Source organism: Ornithinimicrobium ciconiae (assembly GCF_007197575.1).
Classification (GTDB): domain Bacteria; phylum Actinomycetota; class Actinomycetes; order Actinomycetales; family Dermatophilaceae; genus Ornithinicoccus; species Ornithinicoccus ciconiae.
Genome location: NZ_CP041616.1, coordinates 2207272 through 2226031 on the forward strand (window position 1 = coordinate 2207272; position 18760 = coordinate 2226031).

An 18760-nucleotide genomic window follows, 5' to 3' on the forward strand; every position below is an offset into this window, starting at 1 on the left:
GCTCTGTGGCCGATACTTCACCAACGGTATAGCCATCGTCACTAGTGTGTCGCGCCGTTAATTCGTTACATAAATCGTAGAATGGGGTATGAGTCGTACCGGACGCCCCAAGGCCCCGCTGGAGCTGACCGAGGAGGAGCGTGCACAGCTGCTGCGCTGGGCGCGCAGGCGCAAGTCTTCACAGGCGTTGGCGTTGCGCTCGCGGATCGTGTTGGGGTGCGCCGAGGGGTTGACGAACAAGGAGGTCGCGGCGCTGGAGAAGGTGTCGGCACCGACGGTCGGCAAGTGGCGGACCCGGTTCGTTGAGCACCGGTTGGACGGCCTGTCGGATGAGGCTCGCCCGGGTCGCCCTCCCACCATCAGCGCTGAGCAGATCGAGGACGTCGTGGTGGCCACCCTGGAATCCACGCCGCTCAACGCGACGCACTGGTCGCGGGCGAAGATGGCCCAGCGCAGCGGGCTGTCCAAGTCCACCATCGGGCGGATCTGGCGGGCCTTCGACCTCCAACCACACCGCGAAGACGGGTTCAAACTGTCCAACGACCCGCTGTTCGTGGAGAAGGTCTACGACGTGGTCGGCCTCTACCTGAACCCGCCCGAGGCCGCGGTGGTGCTGTGCGTGGACGAGAAGTCACAGGTGCAGGCCTTGGCCCGGTCTCAACCGGCGTTTCCGATGATGCCCGGTATGCCCGAGAAGCGCACTCACGACTATGTCCGACATGGCACCACGTCCCTGTTCGCGGCGTTCAACACCGCCGATGGCACCGTGATCTCCTCCCTGCACCGCAAGCACCGCGCGATCGAGTTCAAGAAGTTCCTGGCCAAGATCGACGACCAGGTCCCGGCCGAGCTGGAGGTGCACCTGGTCTGTGACAACTACGGCACCCACAAGCACCCCAGCATCAAGAAGTGGCTGGCAGCCCACCCCCGCTTCCACATGCACTTCACCCCGACCTACTCCTCATGGCTGAACCAGGTCGAGCGGTTCTTCGCCTACGTCACTGCCGACCTGCTCCAGCGTTCTGACCACCGCAGCGTCCAGGCCCTCGAGGGCGATATCCGCAAGTGGGTCAAGGCCTGGAACGAAGACCCCAAGCCATTCATCTGGACCAAAACCGCCGAACAGATCCTCGACTCCCTCGGCAGACTTCTACAACGAACTACCGGCGCGGGACACTAGTAGCGTGTCGCGACTAGCGTCCTCAGCGCGGCGGTTGAGTGCGGTCGCACCTACGGTTGGGCGGTGATGACGATCTTCGATCCTACGGACCGCGCTCAGACGCCGTTGGTGGCTGATGAGAAGACCATGCTGCTGGGGATGCTTGCATTCCAGCGGGACACGCTTCGCTGGAAATGCTCGGGCCTGATAGCAGAACAACTCGCGTTCGAGCATGTCCCCAGCGCGCTGTCGCTCGGGGGCCTGCTCAAGCACCTGGCGGTCGTGGAGTTCTCGTGGGTGCAGATGACGTTCGCCGGGGGCGATGACTCGCCAGCCTGGGAAACGCAGCGGCAGGAGGGGTGGGACGGCTGGAGCCTTCGGACCACTGCCGGGGAGACGCCGCAGGTGCTGTTCGACTCGCTCACGGAGACGCAGCGGCTCACCGAACGTATCGTCGGTGGGGCACCGAGCCTGGAGGCACTGTCCCACGAGATGCCATACGGAGAACCCTGTTCGCTGCGGTGGGTCCTGTTGCACCTCGTGCAGGAGCACGGCCGTCACCTGGGCCATGCCGACCTGATCAGAGAGGCGATCGACGGCACTGTCGGCATCTAGATCAGTCGGTGAGGCCGTCCGGTCGTGAGAGTGCAGACGCTGCCGCGTTCACATGCGGGAGGCAGGGCAGAGAAGAGACACTCGCGCGCCGCCGCTCCGCGTTGGGCAAGACTCCTATTCGGCGAGATTCAGCATCCGGCAGTCGAGACGACCTGCGGCAGATCCGGATGTTTGTCCGAGGCGCTACTCGTTCTCGTCAGCGCGGGTGGACCGTGACCGACGGAGCTGTTCGGCCGCCCTCCCCTTCGCTGCCGCCTCCGGCTCGTCGGAGCGCGGGTGGCGGCCCTGACCGAACAGCAGCTTCATCTGCTCCTCGGTCACCACGTCACCCTCGGCAAGGTCCAGTCCGGGCAGACCGGTGCCCAGCCAACGCCCGGGCGACTCACCCTTCTCCTCGTAGTAGGAGGCGAGGCCAGCCTGCCGGCCCTCGGTGGCGTCGTGGGCAGCGACCTGCTGCGTCAGGTACGTGTACCCGCTCCCGGCAGCGAGCTTGTGCAACGTCATCACACCCACCAAATGCGGACGAGCAGCCCTCAGGGAGTCACTTTTCTGCCACCAATTTCACCGAGTGCACCAGGTGTGTCCTTTCAGGTGGTTCTGGCACTCAGCCTGGCGGTCGTCGTGTTGGGTCGTCGCGTCGCGCGGATCGGCCAGATCGGCTGACGGTCGAGGCGTGACGTCCGTCAGTGATGGAGCAAGGGACGGCAGGCGGGTCGGGGTGGCGTGCTGGGCAGTCGGCAGGCGGTCGATGAACCTGCACGTGAGTCGATCCCTGTCTGGGTCCGGGCGAGTCAGCTGCTCAGTCGCGCGCAGGGTCGCCCACGTCGTCACGGAACTCCTGGAGTCCGGCTCTCGGAGGTCAACCGCTCACAGGATCGTCGCGGCGGCTTCGGCGAATAGCGGTTCTAGCGATGCTCGCCAGGCGGGCAAGTCGCGCGAGAGCGTGAGCCAGGTGAGGTCTCGGTCGATCTCGTCGTACTGGTGGATGAAGTTTCGGTTTGCGACTGCGAGCGCCCACTCGACACCTTCGGGCGCGAGCACGTCGCGTCGAGAGATTCGGTTAGCGGCCTCGCCAAGCTTCATCATGAGTGAGTCACCGGCCTCTTGAAGGAGGTCGTCGGCCAGGTAGGCGTCCTGGCCGCGCTGGATGATCTCGTCGACTCGTTCGAGCCAGCCCTGGACATGGAGTAGCTCCTTGGCTGCCTTCCGATCCATCAGAGCAGCACCGCCTCGCGGCGGATGTCGTCATCGCGTGTTGGTTTCAAGCCGCCATGGGGCACGAGGTCGATCTCGCGGCCGAGGACTTGCTCGATGAGCTGTTTGAAGCGGATGAACCCGAACGACGAGGTGCCCTCAGGTGCTTCGACCAGTAGATCGATGTCAGAGTCCTCATGGGCTGTATGGCGGGCGACGGAGCCGAAGACTGCGAGTCGTGCGTAGCCATGTTCGGCTGCCAGCGACTTGAGGATCGGCGCAGCCGCTTCCAGCAGGACCTCTGGGTGCACATCGTCGAGTTCGGGGGCGTGCTTGAGTTGCTGGCTGACGGCCGGCTGGGTGATGCCGAGCGCTTCGGCCATCTGCCGTTGGCTCATTCCGGTTGCCACCATCGCCCGTAGGGCAAGTGCGCGCCGGAGCCGCGCTAGGTCCTCGTCGCGTCGAGCGTCGCGGTACTTGGCCGCAAGAGTCATAAGGCAATCTTATCAGGGTCCTTTTCATTGTGGCCGTTCCTGGTTGCCAAGCCTTGCGACTCTCCACTTCAAACACGAGCCACTAGCAGTAAACGGCCGCCATCTCTTCAGGCCAGTCATTGGCGAGGCAAGCGTGCCTCGATGAACCCGCCGTACACTCAGGGCATGACCTCGAACCTGACCGAGTACATCGAGGCTGGCAAACAGTTCACCCGCGATGAGCGCCTTGAGGCTGCCCATCAGCTCCTGCTCAGTGTGCAGCAGGACGAGGGTGATGAGTCGCCCAACGGCGCGGAGTGGGAGGCGGAGCTCCTCAGGCGCGCGCAGGAGGCACTCGACGGCACTCCGACCCTGCACGACGTCGGCGAGTCGCACGCGAAGATCCGTGCCGAACTCGCCGCGACGCGTCGCAAGTGAGTCGCCGCGATCGCGAGCATCCTCGATCCTTCGGTCGGCTGGGGTTTCTACGACGACCGCGTGACCGTCCCTCAACTGCATTCGCGGAGCGTTCACGGCTTCCCCTATGACGTCATCTACGTCGCGACGAACGAGGAAGTCTTCATCCTGGCGTACGCGCAGGAGCGCAGACGCCCAGGCTATTGGCACGACCGTCTCACGGATCTCTGACCACCGGTATGTGTGCGGCACAGTGCCACCCTGCTTCGGCACCACCGGGCGGGCGATCAGCGTTGGTGGGTGAGGAAGAAACGTACGAGTTCTGCGGAGGCGTCTGGCCCAGCGGGGTCTGTATAGGAACTGCCTGCTGATCCACCCGACCAGCCATGCGCCATGCCGTGGATCACCCACTGCTCGAGCGCGATCTCGTTGTGGTCCGTGTGATGACGGCTCACCGTGTAACTCCGGCCGCCAGCAGTCCCACCGCGTTCGGTCTGTGGTCGCGTGCCGAGCCCGAACTGGTCGGCCAGCCTGACTGAGTTCGCGATGTTGACCGTCGGGTCGGCATCGCCGTGGAACGTGATCGCCGGGACAGGCCGAGGCAGCGGCCTGGCCGGACCGGGGGAGCGCATCGCGGTGAAAGCAGAGGAGACGTCGCGGGCCGCGCCAGCCGCCAGCCCAGAGTGGATCCCGACGGCCGCAACGACGTCCGGGTGGGTGCTGGCGAACACGGCTGCCATCGCGGCACCCGCCGAGAAGCCCGCCACGTAGACGCGGCGGGGGTCGGCTCCGTGCGTCCGCACGAGCTCGGCGATCAGACTGGCGATGATGGCGGGCTCGCCGCTGGTGCGCTCCTGGTCTGAGAACCAGTTCCAGTAGCGCATGGGGTTGGCCGAGGTGACCTGCTCGGGGTAGGCCACGAGCAGCCTGTGCCTCTCCGCGACCGCATCCATCCCTGTCGAGCGGGCGAAGGTGGCACCGTCCTGCGTGCCGCCGTGCAGCATCACGACCAGCGGAGGGGCGGAAGCAGTGCTGACGCTCGGCAGATAGAGACGATAGGGGCGCTCGCCAGCGGGGCCGCGGTGCAGGCTGGTCTGCACGGTGCCGGGCAGGACCCCCTGGTCCTCGGCGCGAGAGGTCGCCGCCGGGGAGCGGAGGGCCTGCCGAACCTTGCGAGAGGCCGACGTCGCTGACTGGGGGAGCGACCCGCCGTCACGGCCCTGGATCAGGGCCGTGGCCTCGGTCAGGCTGCCGGTCCTCACCAGCTTGGTGGCGTCGATCATCCTTGAGTTGAGCGGAGTCGAGTTGTGGAGAGCGCGCAGCGCGTAGCCAGGATTCTTGGGCATGGTGGTGTCCTTTGGTGGGATGGGTGCTACGCAGTGCGTGATCTGAGCGCTGCCTTCACGCTCGCGCTGGCCCGGAACGCGCCCAGCACCTCGACACGACTGATGGTGGCAAGGGCGAGTTCGGGAGTGACGTCGCTGGCGATGGTTGCCAGACCCAGGACGCGGATCTCGAGCTGCTCGCCCGCCTCCTGCAGCGATTCCAGTTCAGCCCTGGTGAGGTGGCGCGTGCCGAGCACCAACGTCTTGCGGGTGACGGTCTGGTCCAGCGTCTGAGCCCGGTTGGACAACTCGGTGCGGATGGCCGTGCGGATGAAGTCCGTGCGATTGCTGAAGAACCCCTCGGCAACCAGCAGGTCAATCTGACCGAGGTCGATCAGGCCGAGATTGATCGTGATCTTCTCGGTCTTGTCGGCGTCGCGAGGTGCTGCCATCGTGAGCTCCTGTCCGGGTGTACTGCCGCTACTGTACTCCACAGAGACTCCACCCGCCATCTACATGGATGGTCCCTACGCGTTGTAGGCGCCTGCCACAGCTCAAGACACACAAGGAAGCCCCCGCACGAACCGTGCGGGGGCTTCCTAGAGCTTGAACTCTGGGTGGTTCAGCTCAGAGGCCGCGAACCTTCTCTGCCTGCGGACCCTTGGGGCCCTGCGTGACGTCGAACTCGACCTTCTGGCCCTCCTGGAGCTCCTTGTAACCCGAGGAGTCGATCGCCGAGTAGTGAACGAAGACGTCAGCGCCGCCACCGTCCTGCTCGATGAATCCGAAGCCCTTCTCGGAGTTGAACCACTTCACTGTGCCTGTAGCCACTGGTGTTGCCTCATCTTTGTGTGCTGACCGAGCCGCTGTGTGCGACTCCGGACCGCCGAAACCCCCACGTGCATGGTGCTCCCGGGAACCCGGGCGGCACCTAAACCGGCGGAACTGCAACGGCAATCACTGAGAACGCTAGCACGGTATGGGGGCCTGGGGACACTTAGACACCGGTGAGGACGACGAGTTGTTGCGTGGCACGGGTCATCGCGACATAGCGGTCCACGGCTCCCTGCGTGCCTTGACCGAACCCGTCGGGATCGAGCAGGACGACCAGATCAAACTCCAGGCCCTTGGCCAGGGCCGGCGTGAGGACCTGGATCCGGGCTGGATCCGATGCGTTCCCTGGCGTCCTGGCGGGGCCCTTCGCGGTCGCGCGCGTGGCCGCGGCCCGTGCCCGGTCTGGTGCGGTGGTGACGACACACGCCACGCCCTCGTCGTGCTCGGTGAGCCACTTGACCAGGAGGTTCTCCAGCTCAGCCAGCACGCCGTGCCGGACGGGCAGGCCGGACTCGCGCACCGAGGTGGGCACATTGGCGTCGGGGATGGCTGCTCGGATGACTGGCTCGGCTGCGGCCATCACCTCCGAGGGGGTGCGGTAGTTCAGGCTCAGGGATGCCACCTCGACGCGGTCCAGGCCGACCCGCCCCAGCCGCTCTGGCCAGGACTCGGTGAAGCCGTGCCGAGCCTGGGCACGGTCGCCGACGATGGTCATGCTGCGTGAGGGGCAGCGGCTGAGCAGCATCTGCCACTCGGCGTCCGTCAGCTCCTGCGCCTCGTCCACGACGACGTGGGCAAAGGGACCCGCCAGCCGATCGGGGTCCACCGCGGGGAGGGCACCCTCGTCGACCAGGGCCTCCTGCAGATCGTGGTGCCGCAGCTGCTGGGCCAGTCCCTCACCGTCGTCGGCCTCGATCATGCGGTCGATCACCTCACTCATCCGCTCGCGCTCGAGCGCGTGGGCGGCCCGCTGTCGTCGCCGGCGCCGGGCCGCTGCGGGGTCCCCGACGCGTTGCCGGGCCGCGTCGAGCAGCGGCAGGTCCGCGTGTGTCCAGGCGCGGGGGTCGCGACGCTGCAGCAGACGCACCTCATCGGACGTCAACCGCGGAGCCGCGAGCCGCAGGTAGGCCGGGACCGACCACAGGTCAGCCACGACGTCCTCCGGCTCCAGCAGCGGCCAGGCACCGTTGAAGATGGTGGTCAGCTGCTCGTGCTCGGCCAGGCCGCGGCGCAGCTCCGCCTCGGACAGGTCCTCATCGTCGGCCACCTCGACCTGGTCGAGCAGGATCTGCACGAGGGACTCCCACACCTGCTCCCGGGCGTCGTTGTGGGTCACTCCCGCCTCGGCGGCGCCGAAGGCCTCGGCCCAGTCCCGGGGGCGCACCCGGAGCCCGACCCCGTCGACGTCGAGAGCAAGGGCAGCGGTGGGGGGCTCCTCAAAGAAGGCGACGGCCGGTTCGATCGCCTCGACCAGCGTCATCGACGCCTTCAGCCGGGAAACGTCCGGGTCCGGCTCCGGCCCAGCCGCGGCGCCCTCGGGCACCAGGTGCCGCAGGGTCACGGTCTGCACCCCCTCCTCACCCAGGCTGGGCAGCACGTCGCTGACGTAGTCCAGATAGGGCTGGTGCGGTCCGACAAAGAGCACCCCGCCACGGTTGTGGCCAAGGCGGGGATCGGCATACAGCAGGTATGCCGTGCGGTGCAGGGCCACGACCGTCTTGCCGGTGCCCGGGCCTCCGTCGACGACCAGGGCACCCCTGGAACCGGCCCGGATGATCGCGTCCTGGTCACGCGCGATGGTGCTCAGCACGTCACGCATGCGCGGTGAGCGACTGGCGCCCAGGGTGGCGATGAAGGCGGACTGATCATCGAGGGCAGCGTGGCCGGCCAGTCCCTCCGGGGTGAACACCTCGTCCCAGTAGTCGTTGATCCGTCCGCCACCGGTCCAGTGGTAGCGGCGCCGACTGACCAGCCCCATCGGGTCGGCGTGCGTGGCGGCGAAGAAGGCCTCGGCCGCCGGCGCGCGCCAGTCGATCAGGAGCCGGTCACCGTCTGGGCCGGTCAGGCCGGTGCGGCCGATATAGATGGGCTCGAGGTCCCCGGCGCGGACGACCCGGCCCAGGCACAGGTCGAGGCCAAAACGACCCAACAGGCTCAGCTGGCCGGTGAGTCGGTGGATCTCCAGGTCGCGGTCCAGGGCGGCCTGGCCGGACCCGCCGGGGGTACGGCGGGCAGCTGCCAACCGTGTGGTCAGTTCGGCGATCTGCTCGCGCTGGGCCGTGTCGATCGCAGCGAAGTGCTCCTCGTCGGCGGTGATGAGAGCCGGGTCGTTCTTGGCGGACAGGTGGTCGGGGAGGGCGAAGGCGGTGGTCGGGTCGGTCATCCAGGCATCAGCTCCCAGTGCGGGTTGCGGGGCACGTGTCACGACGCGAGCAGGCACCTCTCGACCCCCTTTGACCTGCTGGTTTGCACTCGTGAGACGCCAAGTGTGGACCCTCAAAGCCGCTTGCGGCAAGGCCCCCCTTGCGCTATATATTGGAAAGGGCAAGGGGGATCAGGAGCAGACAGGTCGGGCGCCTGCTTGCGCCCACGCTCAGCGTGCAGTCAGGTGGTGCCTGCAACGCGCCTGATAACTCTCAATGCCCCCCACGTGCGCCTCGGCAGGGGCCAGCGGGTCACCGGGGTCCCGCGCGTCGACCCGCTGGTGGAAGGTCGCCTCGCCGCCGCAGACCGCACACACAGCCGTCAGCCTCGTGACGACCTCCGCCGTGGCCATCAGCGTGGGCAGCGGCTCGAACGAGCGGCCGTCGAAGGTGACGCACAGTCCGGCGACCAGCACGGTGACACCCGAGGCTGCAAGCTCGTCCACCAGCGCGACCACATCGGCACCGAAGAACTGCGCCTCGTCGATGGCCACGATGTCGGGGGAGCGACCCGCCAGCAGCGCGCGCAGGTCGGCCACGTCTGAGGCCGTGCGAGCCTCGAGACTGAGACCCGAGTGGGACGCGACCTGCCCGGGGCCGCGACGCTCATCCAGGGCGTGGTTGACGACCTCGACGTCGAGACCGGCCAGGCGGGCCCGACGCACGCGGCGCACCAGCTCCTCGGTCTTGCCCGCGAACATCGGTCCGCAGACCACCTCGACATGTCCGCGCACCGGGCTGGCCCTCATACCGCTTGAGCGTAGGCCCCCACGGTGACAGCGCGGAAGGACCCGAGGGGCGTCCCGGTGCGCGACGGTCCGACCGGGTCAGTCCCCGATCTTGCCGATCGGCTCTCGCTTCTCCGCCTGGAAGCGGTCCTCGGTGCGCCCATAGGCCCAGTAGCCCGACAGCGACAGGTCCTCACGCGGCACCCCACGATCCTTCACGACAGCGCGCACAGCCTTCATCGACTCCCGCTCACCGTGGGAGAAGACCTGCACCCGACCCTCGGGCCACGGGCCGGCTGCCACGGCCTCGGCCAGGAGCGAGGTCAGGCTGTTGGGACCGGTCAACCAAGTGATCTGTATGCCGTCCGGCGAGGTCAGCGCGATCCGTCCGGACTCGTCGGTCACGTGGAGGTAGGCGAAGCCCTGGGCGTCCTTTGGCAACGCCTCGAGGGCTGCCGCGATGGCCGGCAGGGCGGACTCGTCGCCGATGAACAGGTGCCAGTCCGCGGTGGGGTCCGGTGCGAAGGCCCCGCCGGCCCCGGTGGCGACGAAGGTGTCGCCGGGCTGCGCGGTGCGCGCCCAGGGTGCCGCGACTCCCTCGTCGCCGTGCACCACGAAGTCGATGGCGAGCAGCTCCTGCTCCCGGTCGACCCAGCGCAGGGTGTAGGTCCGCCGGACCGGCAGGTCGTCCGGGGCGAGCTGGTCGCGCAGGGCTGCCTCGTCATACGGCGGGGTCAGGCCCAGCTCGGGCTTGACGAAGACGAGCTTGACGTAGGCATCGGTGAAGTCGTTGAGGTTTAGCGTGGCGAAGCCGTCGCCCCCGGCCACGAGCCGGACGATGGTGGGGGAGACCCACTCGGTGGACTTGACGGTCAGGACGGCTTGTGGCCGAGGTGGCCGATTCGGGTTGCTCACCCAGTTAGGCTTGCATAACCGCGTCCCGCGGCCATATCCGACCCCGCACCACCACCCCGCACCACCGAGGAGCCAGCGTGTCTGCCCAGATCAACATCACCATCGCCGGGAGCGAGCGATCGGTGGATCAGGGCACTACCGCGGCCGACCTGTTCGCCGACGACCGTGCCGTGGTCGTCGCGCGCATCGGGGGCGAGCTGCGCGACCTGGCCCACGAGCTGGCCGACGGCGACGTCGTCGAGCCGGTGCTGATCAGCGAGCCGGATGGGCTGGACGTGCTGCGCCACTCGTGCGCGCACGTGCTGGCCCAGGCTGTCCAGGAGGTCAACCCCGAGGCCAAGCTGGGCATCGGTCCGCCGATCCGGGACGGTTTCTACTACGACTTCGACGTCGCTGAGCCGTTCACCCCCGAGGACCTGAAGAAGCTCGAGAAGGTGATGCAGCGCATCATCAACACCGGCCAGACCTTCCACCGGCGCGACGTCGAGGATGACGCAGCGCGCGAGGAGCTGGCCGGCGAGCCCTACAAGCTCGAGCTGATCGGCCTCAAGGGCGGCGCCGCGGAGGATGCTGCCGAGGGTGCCTCGGTGGAGGTGGGCGGTGCCCAGCTGACCATCTATGACAACAAGGACCGCACGGGCGAGACCGTCTGGGGCGACCTGTGCCGCGGCCCGCACCTGCCGACCACCAAGCTGATCGGCAACGCCTTCAAGATCACCCGCAGCGCCGCCGCCTACTGGCGCGGCTCGGAGAAGAACCCCCAGCTGCAGCGGATCTATGGCACCGCCTGGCCGTCCAAGGACGAGATGAAGGCCTATCTCGACCGTCTTGCCGAGGCCGAGCGGCGGGACCACCGCAAGCTGGGTGCCGAGATGGACCTTTACTCCTTTCCGGAGGAGATCGGCCCGGGCCTGCCCGTCTTCCACCCGCGGGGCGGCGTGCTCAAGCGGGTGATGGAGGACTACGTCCGCCAGGCCCACATCGACGCGGGGTTCCAGTATGTCGGGACGCCGCACATCTCCAAGGAGGGGCTGTTCCACACCTCCGGGCACCTGCCCTACTACGCCGACGGCATGTTCCCGCCGATCGACGACGACGGGCAGCCCTACCGCCTCAAGGCAATGAACTGCCCGATGCACAACCTGATCTTCCGCAGCCGCGGCCGGTCCTACCGCGAGCTCCCGCTGCGCTTCTTCGAGTTCGGCACGGTCTATCGCAACGAGAAGTCCGGCGTGCTGCAGGGGCTGACCCGCGTGCGGATGATCACTCAGGACGACAGCCACTCCTATGTCACCCGTGAGCAGGCGCCCGGCGAGATCAAGCACCTGCTGGACTTCGTGACCAAGCTGCTCAGTGACTTCGGACTGGACGACTATTACCTCGAGCTGTCCACCCGCGACGAGGACGGCGACAAGAAGGACAAGTTCATCGGGTCCAGCGAGCAGTGGGAGGAGGCCACCGCGATCCTGGAGCAGGTGGCCACCGAGTCCGGGCTCGAGCTCGTGGCCGACCCCGGTGGTGCGGCCTACTACGGCCCCAAGATCTCCGTGCAGGCGCGCGATGCGATCGGGCGCACCTGGCAGATGTCGACGATCCAGTACGACTTCAACCAGCCGGAGCGCTTCGAGCTGGAGTTCTCCGCCGCAGACGGCACCCGCCAGCAGCCGGTGATGATCCACTCGGCCAAGTTCGGCTCGATCGAGCGGTTCATCGGCGTGCTGGTCGAGCACTACGCGGGGATGTTCCCGCCGTGGCTGGCACCGGTGCAGGTGCTGGGTGTCCCGGTAGCCGAGGAGTTCGACGGCTATCTCAAGGAGGTCGAGGCCCAGCTGCTGGCCGCCGGCATCCGCGTGGAGCTGGACCTGTCCGACGACCGGTTCCCCAAGAAGATCCGCAACGCGAGCAAGTCCAAGGTGCCGTTCATCCTCATCGCCGGCGGCGAGGACCGCGACGCCGGAGCGGTGTCCTTCCGCTATCGCGACGGCTCACAGAAGAATGGCGTCCCGATCGCCGACGCGATCGAGGAGATCGCTGCCGCCGTCCGGGAGCGCGTGCAGGTCTAACCCTGCTGGCTCACCCGCAGGGCCGACCCCCGCCCCGGGCGAGGCGCTCGGGGCGGGGGCGTGGCGGCATACCGCTCAGCGAGGCTCGAGCACAAAGACCGGGATGAGGCGCTCGGTCTTGTCCTGGTAGTCCGCGTAGGACGGAAAGGCCGCCACCCCGCGCTGCCACCAGATCTCCCGCTCCTCACCAGAGAGCTCCCTGCTGGTCATCGGAGTTTCCGTGGTGCCGTCCTGCACGCTGACCTGGCCCGGGTGCTTGCGGATGCTGGCGACCCACTGCGGGTGCTCGGGGGCACCGCCCTTGCTGGCGACGGCGAGGTAGCTGCCCTCGTGCTCAACCCGCATGAGGGGCACGCGACGGGGCCGACCGGACTTGGCGCCGACCATGGTCACGACGACGACGTCGCGCCCCTGGACCTTGACGACCGAGGTGTCGCCACCGGCTGCGTCAATCGCATCGAGTTGGTCGCGTACCCAGCTGGTGGTGGGCTGGACATAGTCCGTGGAGCTTTGGCTTGTCTGTGTCATGAACGGTGAACCAGCACACGGCCGAGTGTGTTCCGATCCAGCCCCTTGCACATGCACAGAGGGCGAAACACGACGGTGGATAACCTGCGAAACTAGTACGGGTGTGCTAATGTTGTCGGAACGGGAAGACGCCGAGGGGAGGCGAGCGACATGACAGACACAGCACGGCACACCGATGTGGACAGGCACACCACGGCAGACGAGGTGGCGGGCTGGCTCCAGCGTCTGGCCACCGGTGGCGACCTCGGGCCGCTGGGGGAGGCGACCCCGGCAGAGTTGTGTGACCTCCTGGGCGAGCTGGAGCTGCTCAAGAATGCGACGTCGGCAGCGCAGGCTCGGGTGACGCTGCTCGCCGCTGATGTCCTCCGCGAGGAGGCCGTCGACGCAGGCACACCCACCACGACCGCGGACAAGGCAGTGGCCCGGCAGCTTGGGCTGGCGCGTCGTGAGTCTCCCCACCTCGGGTCCCGCCATATCGGGTTTGCCCGGGTGATCGTGCGCGAGATGCCGGCCCTGCACTCTGCTCTGACGGCCGGCCTCATCGCCGAGTGGACCGCGACCCAGATCGTCGCACAGACGGCGTGCCTGTCCCTGGAGCACCGCCAGATGGTCGATGCACACCTGGCCGGACGACTCGGCCACGACTCGCACCGGGCCCTGGTGGCCGCCGCCAAGGCCAAGGCTTATGCCCTGGACCCGTATTCGTTCACGAAGCGTGGACGCAAAGCTGTCGGGGACCGTCGGGTCAGCGTGCGACCGGCTCCGGATGTCATGGCGATCGTCTCCGGTTATGTGCCGGTGGCTCAGGGCGTGGCCTGTTACAAGGCCCTGGACGAGGCGGCCAAGGCCGCGAAATCTGCCGGAGACGAGCGGAGCATGGACCAGATCCGTGCGGACATCTTCACCCAGCGCCTGACTGGCCAGTCCGCCGCGGACGACGTGTCCGTCGAGGTCGGCCTCGTGATGACAGACCTGTCCCTCCTGGGTCTCGATGAGACTCCCGCCCGACTTGAGGGCTATGGCCCGATCCCCGCACCGCTGGCTCGTGACCTGTTGCGTGATCTTGATGACGGCTGCGACACGCAGGGTGACACCGCGCAGACGACCGGAGAGCTGGGCACGGTGCGCGAGAGACTCGCGCGCCAGGCCAAGGTCTGGTTGCGCCGGTTGTATGCCGATCCCGCCACGGGGGTGCTCACGAGCCAGGACGATCGACGCCGTGCGTTCACCGGACACCTGCGACGGTTCCTCATCGCGCGCGACCAGGTGTGCCGCACCCCATGGTGTGACGCGCCCGTGCGCCATGTCGATCACGTGGTGCCGTGGGCGCGCGGTGGACGGACCACCGCCGACGGGGGTGAGGGAATGTGCGAAGCCTGCAACTACGCGAAGGAGTGCAGCGGGTGGTCCCACGAGGTGGTCGACCTCCCCGACGGCACCCACAGGGTGAAGATCACGACTCCGACCGGTCACAGCTACTACTCCCAGCCACCACCGATCCTGCCGACGCTCGCCGATCAGGGCAGGAGTGTGCCTGCCGACGCTCGCGGTGGGGACGCAGACGTGATCACCCTTCGACTCAAGCCCGACAAGGGCCCACCCCCGCCAGGGGACCCGCACGAGGACGGCGCAGAGAGCTCTGCCCGCCTGGCGAGGCGCCGCGCCGTAGACCGCGCTGGAGGCACCAGTCCGCTCGAGGCGCACCTCGCCCACCTGCTGGCCGCGGCGTGAGCGGCCAGCGCGGATAAGATCACCGCCATGGTCGCGGAGGACAAGCCGGAGGAGCCAACGGCAGGATCGGTCAGCCCGGGGGAGCCAGCCGAGGATTTCGTGGGGGTGCCCGACGGGTTCCAGCGGTTGTGGACACCCCACCGGATGGCCTACATCACGGGGGACCGCCCCTCCCGCGACGCCGGCAGCGGCTGCCCGTTCTGCGCCGCACCGGACAAGGACGACGCGGACGGACTGATCGTCCACCGGGGAGAGACCTGCTACGTCGTGCTCAACCTCTTTCCCTACAATCCGGGCCACCTGTTGATCTGCCCCTACCGGCACGTTCCCCTCTACACCGACCTCACGGCGGAGGAGACCGTCGAGTTCGCGACCCTGACCCAGACCGCGATGAGCACCCTGACTAGGGCTTCGGCACCAGAGGGCTTCAACCTGGGCATGAACCAGGGTCACGTCGCGGGAGCTGGCGTCGCAGCCCACCTGCACCAGCACGTCGTGCCCCGCTGGGGCGGGGACATGAACTTCCTGCCGGTCATCGGTCAGACCAAGGCGCTGCCCATCCTGCTGGAGGACACCCGTCAGGCTCTGCTCGCGCAATGGCCCGCCTGACCCGGCATCCAGCGTGAGGTCGGGCACCCTCTGAGCACGCCAACGTGGCCCCGCACGGCGGGCCGAGGCCGCGTCGCTGCGGCGGGAAAGTACCCTAGCCCCGATGCTCAACAAGTACGCGCGGGGGTTCTTCACCGCCATCTTCACTCCGGTCGCACGCCTCCTGCTGCGACTCGGGGTCAGTCCTGACGCTGTCACCGTCGTCGGCACGGCGGGAGTCTGCTTCGGTGCGCTCTACTTCTACCCCCGCGGTGAGCTCTGGTGGGGCACGTTGTTCATCACGGCATTCGTCTTCACCGACCTGCTCGACGGCACCATGGCACGGATGTCGGGACGCACCAGTTCGTGGGGGGCCTTTCTGGACTCCACGCTCGACCGGATCGGGGATGCTGCCGTCTTCGGCGGGCTCATCCTCTACTTCACCGGCCGTGGCGATGACAGCCTCACCGCTGCCCTGGCACTGGCCTGCCTGATCCTCGGGTTCGTCGTCAGCTATGCCAAGGCCCGCGCCGAGAGCCTGAACTTCACCTGCAATGTCGGCATCGCGGAGCGGGCTGAGCGGCTGGCCGCGACCTTGGTGACCACCGGCTTCGTCGGCCTGTTCCTGCCGCTGTGGGTCCTCACCGCGGTGCTGGCGCTGCTCGCCGTCGCGAGCTTTGTCACGGTCCTGCAGCGGATCGGGACGGTCCGCAAGCAGGCCCTGGCCACGACGGGCAGGTCATGACCATGCGTATGCCGAAGCTTCCCCTTGTCGACCAGCGCGCCGCGGCCGGCGAGCGTGTCTCCCTGATGGCCTACCGGACCGGATGGGCAGCGACCCGCAAGCTGCCCGCCGCCGCGGCCTACCGCCTGTTTGACCAGGGCGCGGTCCTGATGCACCGCCGTGGCGGCAAGAGCGTGGACCGGATGCGCGCCAACTATGCCCGGATCCGACCTGAGCTCTCGCCCGAGGAGCTGGACGCGCTCGTGCTCGCTGGGCTGCGGTCCTACCTGCGCTACTGGTGTGACTCCTTCCGGCTGCCCGACCGGACCCCGGAGGAGCTCGCGGCCACCGTCCGCGTGGTCGGCGACGAGGCTCCCCGAGCCGCGCTCGAGAACGGTCAGGGCGTCATCTGCTTCCTGGGCCACCTGGGCAACTGGGACACCGTCGGCGCCTGGGCCACCCACTACCTGGCTCCGGTCACGACCGTGGCCGAACGCCTCAAACCGACCGAACTGTTCGACCGGTTCGTGGCCTATCGGGAGGCGCTGGGCATGACGATCCTGCCGCTGACCGGCGGGTCGGCCCCCTTCCCGACCCTGGTGCGCACCGTCCACCACGGCGGGCTGGTCCCGCTACTCGCCGACCGAGACCTCACCGACTCCGGCGTCGAGGTGACCCTGTGCGGACATCGGGCACGCATGGCCACGGGCCCGGCCGCGCTCGCGCTGGCCACCGGGGCACCGCTGCATCCCGTCACCGTCACCTACGAGCCCGACCCCGCACGGGACGCCTCCGAGCGACCCGACCCCGCGGCATACCGGGTCGTGCTGACCTTTGGTCCGCGCGTCCCCGTCCCCGACGGCGGCACCCGGGCCGAGCAGATCGCGTCCCTCACCCAGTCCTGCGCCGACTATCTGGGGCAGGCCCTGGTCGAGCACACCGAGGACTGGCACATGATGCAGAAGGTCTTCGTCGCGGACGGGATCCGCTGATGCGCGTCGGGCTGGTCTGTCCCTACTCCTTCGATGTGCCCGGTGGGGTGCAGCTGCACATCCGCGACCTCGCTGCCTATCTCATCGGCCGCGGGCACGAGGTCTCCGTGCTCGCCCCGGCAGATGAGGACACCGAGCTGCCCGGCTATGTCGTCAGTGCCGGTCGCGCGGTGCCGATCCGGTTCAACGGCTCGGTCGCACGGCTCTCGTTCGGCCCGATCGTGGCCAACCGGGTGCAGGACTGGCTCGACGACGGCGACTTTGACGTGCTGCACCTGCACGAGCCGGCCGCGCCCAGCCTGTCGCTGCTGGCCCTGTGGGCCGCGCGGGTGCCGGTGGTCGCCACCTTCCACAGCTCGCAGTCGAGGCTGGGGGCGCTGCGGGCGGCCCAGCCGCTGCTGCAGCCGGGCCTGGACAAGATCTCCGCCCGGATCGCGGTGTCCGGGGCCGCCCACCAGACCATGGCCTCCTCCGTGGGTGGCACCACGCTCGTCATCCCCAACGGGGTCTATGTCGACCGGTTCTGCACGGGTGAGCCCTATGTGCACGACCCCGCCAAGCGTCCCCGGATCGTCTTCCTGGGCCGCTTCGACGAGCCGCGCAAGGGACTGCCGGTCCTGCTGTCGGCCCTGCCGCTGGTCCTGGCCCAGGTGCCCAGCGCCGAGGTGCTCGTCGCCGGTCCCGGTCGCATCGACGAAGTGGCCGAGACGCTCTCGGAGCAGGTCGCCGGGTCGGTGACCTTCCTGGGGACGATCAGCGAGGAGGACAAGGTCCGCCTGCTGGCCTCCGCCAACGCCTATATCGCGCCCAACACCGGAGGTGAGAGCTTTGGCATCATCCTGGTGGAGGCGATGAGCGCCGGAGCCCCGGTCGTGGCGAGCGCGCTGGACGCGTTCTCCGCGGTGATCGGCGGGTCGGGTGCCGGTGTCGTCTTCCCCGTGGGGGATCACCGCTCCCTCGCGGCAGCGATCGTCGAGCTGCTCGAGGACCCCGACGAGCAGGCCCGGCTGCGCGCTGCGGGCCGCGAACGCGCCCGCCAGTTCGACTGGTCCCGGGTGGGCGCCCGCATCGAAGCGGTCTATGACTCGGTGGCCGTCTCACGTGGGGATCGCGACCGTGGTGGGCGTCACGGCGGTCGCAATGACGGCGGTCGCAATGACGGCGGTCGCAATGACGGTGGTCGCGGTGGCGCTGGACACGAGGACGGCAGCCGCGACGGGGAGGGCCGTGACGAGACCGGCAGCACTGACAGCACCGGCCGGTCCACGTCCGGCCGGACCGGTTCCACCTCATCCCGGAGCCGGCGGGGCCAGTCGACGGGAGAGACCTCGCCCGAGGAGTCTGGACGGCACCGGCGACGCGCAGCCCGGCCGACCTGGACCTCTCCCTCGTTGACAACCACCATGTCGGCATCGTCGATGAGCGGTGGCCGGATGGGCCGCACGGTCCGGAAATGGTTGCGACGATGACGGACGACTGGGGCCTGGACACATGGGGATACGGCGAGACCATCGTGGTGATCGCCGTGGTCCTGGCGGTGCTGCTGGCGGTCGGCTGGTATCTCTCCTACACCGCCGTCCGGCTCGACCGGCTTCACCACCGGGTCATCGGCACGGCCGCGGCCCTCGACGCGCAACTGGTGCGTCGGGCCGAGGCGGCGCTGGAGGTGGCCTATCTCGCCGGCATCGACCCGGCCTCGGCCACCCTGCTGGCGACCTCGGCGGGTCGGGTGCTGGACTTTGACGGGTCCTGGTCCCAGGAACGCCTAGACGCCGAGAGTGAGCTGAGCGAGGTGCTGCGCGCCACCCAGGCACCCGCGTCGGAACAGGCCGTTGAGGTGGCCGAGCTGCTCGACCGGGTGCGCGGCGCGGGGGAGCGGGTGCAGCTGGCTCGCAGATTCCACAACGAGTCGGTGCGCGAGGCCCGCGACGTGCGCGGTCAGCGCGCGGTCCGCTTCCTGCACCTGGCAGGCTCTGCCAAGGTGCCCTTGCCGATCAACTTCGATGACGACTGGCCCGCCGCAGGGTAACGGCGCCGGTGAGCCCTCGGCA

Annotated in this window: 20 protein-coding genes; 10 read left to right on the forward strand and 10 right to left on the reverse strand. The window is 68.3% G+C overall.

What is annotated here, in order from left to right; all coding sequences use genetic code 11:
* Positions 1-88 precede the first annotated feature (88 nt).
* Positions 89-1180: an IS630 family transposase gene (locus FNH13_RS10050; protein WP_143781828.1), complete on the forward strand. Its 1092-nt coding sequence runs from the start codon at positions 89-91 to the stop codon at positions 1178-1180.
* A gap of 66 nt (positions 1181-1246) precedes the next feature.
* Positions 1247-1774 carry a DinB family protein gene (locus FNH13_RS10055; RefSeq protein ID WP_228266711.1) on the forward strand — a complete coding sequence of 176 codons (528 nt, stop codon included), beginning with the start codon at positions 1247-1249 and terminating at the stop codon, positions 1772-1774.
* A 183-nt stretch (positions 1775-1957) separates the two neighbouring features.
* Here the strand turns inward: FNH13_RS10055 and FNH13_RS10060 are convergent, their stop codons facing one another.
* The 3 genes from FNH13_RS10060 to FNH13_RS10070 form a co-directional block, all read right to left on the reverse strand.
* On the reverse strand, positions 1958-2278 hold the full coding sequence (locus FNH13_RS10060) for a relaxase domain-containing protein (RefSeq protein WP_143783310.1): 321 nt from the start codon (positions 2276-2278) through the stop codon (positions 1958-1960).
* 363 nt (positions 2279-2641) lie between these two features.
* Positions 2642-2989: a HepT-like ribonuclease domain-containing protein gene (locus FNH13_RS10065; RefSeq protein WP_143783311.1), complete on the reverse strand. Its 348-nt coding sequence runs from the start codon at positions 2987-2989 to the stop codon at positions 2642-2644.
* Positions 2989-3351, reverse strand: coding sequence for a nucleotidyltransferase family protein (locus FNH13_RS10070; protein WP_228266343.1), 363 nt, complete (start codon positions 3349-3351; stop codon positions 2989-2991). Before FNH13_RS10070 ends, FNH13_RS10065 begins: the two co-directional genes overlap by 1 nt.
* A gap of 276 nt (positions 3352-3627) precedes the next feature.
* Here FNH13_RS10070 and FNH13_RS10075 point away from each other — a divergent pair, with 276 nt between their 5' ends.
* Entirely contained in the window at positions 3628-3879 is a 252-nt protein-coding gene (locus tag FNH13_RS10075) for an addiction module protein (RefSeq protein WP_143783313.1), read from the forward strand.
* Positions 3880-4145: 266 nt separating this feature from the next.
* On the opposite strand, the gene FNH13_RS10080 is transcribed toward FNH13_RS10075, so the two are convergent.
* The 6 genes from FNH13_RS10080 to FNH13_RS10105 form a co-directional block, all read right to left on the reverse strand.
* Complete coding sequence (locus FNH13_RS10080) at positions 4146-5204, reverse strand: extracellular catalytic domain type 1 short-chain-length polyhydroxyalkanoate depolymerase (protein WP_202878748.1); 1059 nt, start codon at positions 5202-5204, stop codon at positions 4146-4148.
* Between the two features lie 26 nt (positions 5205-5230).
* The gene (locus tag FNH13_RS10085; protein ID WP_143783314.1) at positions 5231-5635 is read right to left on the reverse strand and encodes a CopG family transcriptional regulator; all 405 of its coding nucleotides are present in this window, start codon (positions 5633-5635) and stop codon (positions 5231-5233) included.
* A 175-nt stretch (positions 5636-5810) separates the two neighbouring features.
* Positions 5811-6014 (reverse strand): cold-shock protein, encoded by a 204-nt coding sequence (locus tag FNH13_RS10090; protein WP_143783315.1) that lies wholly within the window; start codon positions 6012-6014, stop codon positions 5811-5813.
* A 166-nt stretch (positions 6015-6180) separates the two neighbouring features.
* On the reverse strand, positions 6181-8400 hold the full coding sequence (gene helR, locus FNH13_RS10095) for an RNA polymerase recycling motor ATPase HelR (RefSeq protein ID WP_143783316.1): 2220 nt from the start codon (positions 8398-8400) through the stop codon (positions 6181-6183).
* Between the two features lie 210 nt (positions 8401-8610).
* Complete coding sequence (locus FNH13_RS10100) at positions 8611-9189, reverse strand: thymidine kinase (protein ID WP_143783317.1); 579 nt, start codon at positions 9187-9189, stop codon at positions 8611-8613.
* A gap of 78 nt (positions 9190-9267) precedes the next feature.
* On the reverse strand, positions 9268-10083 hold the full coding sequence (locus FNH13_RS10105) for a siderophore-interacting protein (protein WP_143783318.1): 816 nt from the start codon (positions 10081-10083) through the stop codon (positions 9268-9270).
* Between the two features lie 77 nt (positions 10084-10160).
* On the opposite strand from FNH13_RS10105, the gene thrS reads away from it, so the two are divergent.
* The gene (gene thrS / locus FNH13_RS10110) at positions 10161-12146 is read left to right on the forward strand and encodes a threonine--tRNA ligase (protein WP_143783319.1); all 1986 of its coding nucleotides are present in this window, start codon (positions 10161-10163) and stop codon (positions 12144-12146) included.
* A gap of 75 nt (positions 12147-12221) precedes the next feature.
* Here thrS and FNH13_RS10115 read toward each other — a convergent pair whose 3' ends face one another.
* A complete protein-coding gene (locus FNH13_RS10115) occupies positions 12222-12674 on the reverse strand; it encodes a nitroreductase family deazaflavin-dependent oxidoreductase (protein WP_143783320.1) in 453 nt (150 codons plus the stop codon).
* A gap of 150 nt (positions 12675-12824) precedes the next feature.
* On the opposite strand from FNH13_RS10115, the gene FNH13_RS10120 reads away from it, so the two are divergent.
* From FNH13_RS10120 to FNH13_RS10145, 6 genes are all read left to right on the forward strand, one after another.
* Positions 12825-14405, forward strand: coding sequence for an HNH endonuclease (locus FNH13_RS10120; protein ID WP_143783321.1), 1581 nt, complete (start codon positions 12825-12827; stop codon positions 14403-14405).
* Positions 14406-14432: 27 nt separating this feature from the next.
* A complete protein-coding gene (locus FNH13_RS10125; protein ID WP_143783322.1) occupies positions 14433-15014 on the forward strand; it encodes an HIT family protein in 582 nt (193 codons plus the stop codon).
* 103 nt (positions 15015-15117) lie between these two features.
* Complete coding sequence (pgsA, locus tag FNH13_RS10130; RefSeq protein WP_143783323.1) at positions 15118-15738, forward strand: phosphatidylinositol phosphate synthase; 621 nt, start codon at positions 15118-15120, stop codon at positions 15736-15738.
* 2 nt (positions 15739-15740) lie between these two features.
* Entirely contained in the window at positions 15741-16709 is a 969-nt protein-coding gene (locus tag FNH13_RS10135) for a phosphatidylinositol mannoside acyltransferase (protein ID WP_228266344.1), read from the forward strand.
* Positions 16709-18178, forward strand: coding sequence for a glycosyltransferase family 4 protein (locus FNH13_RS10140; protein WP_143783324.1), 1470 nt, complete (start codon positions 16709-16711; stop codon positions 18176-18178). Before FNH13_RS10135 ends, FNH13_RS10140 begins: the two co-directional genes overlap by 1 nt.
* Positions 18175-18738: a hypothetical protein gene (locus tag FNH13_RS10145; protein WP_143783325.1), complete on the forward strand. Its 564-nt coding sequence runs from the start codon at positions 18175-18177 to the stop codon at positions 18736-18738. Before FNH13_RS10140 ends, FNH13_RS10145 begins: the two co-directional genes overlap by 4 nt.
* The last annotated feature ends 22 nt before the right edge of the window (positions 18739-18760 follow it).

What these genes read in the sequence shown, in the direction of transcription:
- FNH13_RS10135 (WP_228266344.1), top strand. Translation starts at nt 15,741, where the DNA reads ATGCGTATGCCGAAGCTTCCCCTTGTCGACCAGCGCGCCGCGGCCGGC.
- FNH13_RS10065 (WP_143783311.1), bottom strand. Translation starts at nt 2,989, where the DNA reads ATGGATCGGAAGGCAGCCAAGGAGCTACTCCATGTCCAGGGCTGGCTC.
- FNH13_RS10050 (WP_143781828.1), top strand. Translation starts at nt 89, where the DNA reads ATGAGTCGTACCGGACGCCCCAAGGCCCCGCTGGAGCTGACCGAGGAG.
- pgsA (WP_143783323.1), top strand. Translation starts at nt 15,118, where the DNA reads ATGCTCAACAAGTACGCGCGGGGGTTCTTCACCGCCATCTTCACTCCG.
- FNH13_RS10055 (WP_228266711.1), top strand. Translation starts at nt 1,247, where the DNA reads ATGACGATCTTCGATCCTACGGACCGCGCTCAGACGCCGTTGGTGGCT.
- FNH13_RS10080 (WP_202878748.1), bottom strand. Translation starts at nt 5,204, where the DNA reads ATGCCCAAGAATCCTGGCTACGCGCTGCGCGCTCTCCACAACTCGACT.
- FNH13_RS10070 (WP_228266343.1), bottom strand. Translation starts at nt 3,351, where the DNA reads ATGGCCGAAGCGCTCGGCATCACCCAGCCGGCCGTCAGCCAGCAACTC.
- FNH13_RS10085 (WP_143783314.1), bottom strand. Translation starts at nt 5,635, where the DNA reads ATGGCAGCACCTCGCGACGCCGACAAGACCGAGAAGATCACGATCAAT.
- FNH13_RS10060 (WP_143783310.1), bottom strand. Translation starts at nt 2,278, where the DNA reads ATGACGTTGCACAAGCTCGCTGCCGGGAGCGGGTACACGTACCTGACG.
- FNH13_RS10125 (WP_143783322.1), top strand. Translation starts at nt 14,433, where the DNA reads ATGGTCGCGGAGGACAAGCCGGAGGAGCCAACGGCAGGATCGGTCAGC.
- FNH13_RS10120 (WP_143783321.1), top strand. Translation starts at nt 12,825, where the DNA reads ATGACAGACACAGCACGGCACACCGATGTGGACAGGCACACCACGGCA.
- FNH13_RS10145 (WP_143783325.1), top strand. Translation starts at nt 18,175, where the DNA reads ATGACGGACGACTGGGGCCTGGACACATGGGGATACGGCGAGACCATC.
- FNH13_RS10075 (WP_143783313.1), top strand. Translation starts at nt 3,628, where the DNA reads ATGACCTCGAACCTGACCGAGTACATCGAGGCTGGCAAACAGTTCACC.
- FNH13_RS10100 (WP_143783317.1), bottom strand. Translation starts at nt 9,189, where the DNA reads ATGAGGGCCAGCCCGGTGCGCGGACATGTCGAGGTGGTCTGCGGACCG.
- FNH13_RS10115 (WP_143783320.1), bottom strand. Translation starts at nt 12,674, where the DNA reads ATGACACAGACAAGCCAAAGCTCCACGGACTATGTCCAGCCCACCACC.
- helR (WP_143783316.1), bottom strand. Translation starts at nt 8,400, where the DNA reads ATGACCGACCCGACCACCGCCTTCGCCCTCCCCGACCACCTGTCCGCC.
- FNH13_RS10140 (WP_143783324.1), top strand. Translation starts at nt 16,709, where the DNA reads ATGCGCGTCGGGCTGGTCTGTCCCTACTCCTTCGATGTGCCCGGTGGG.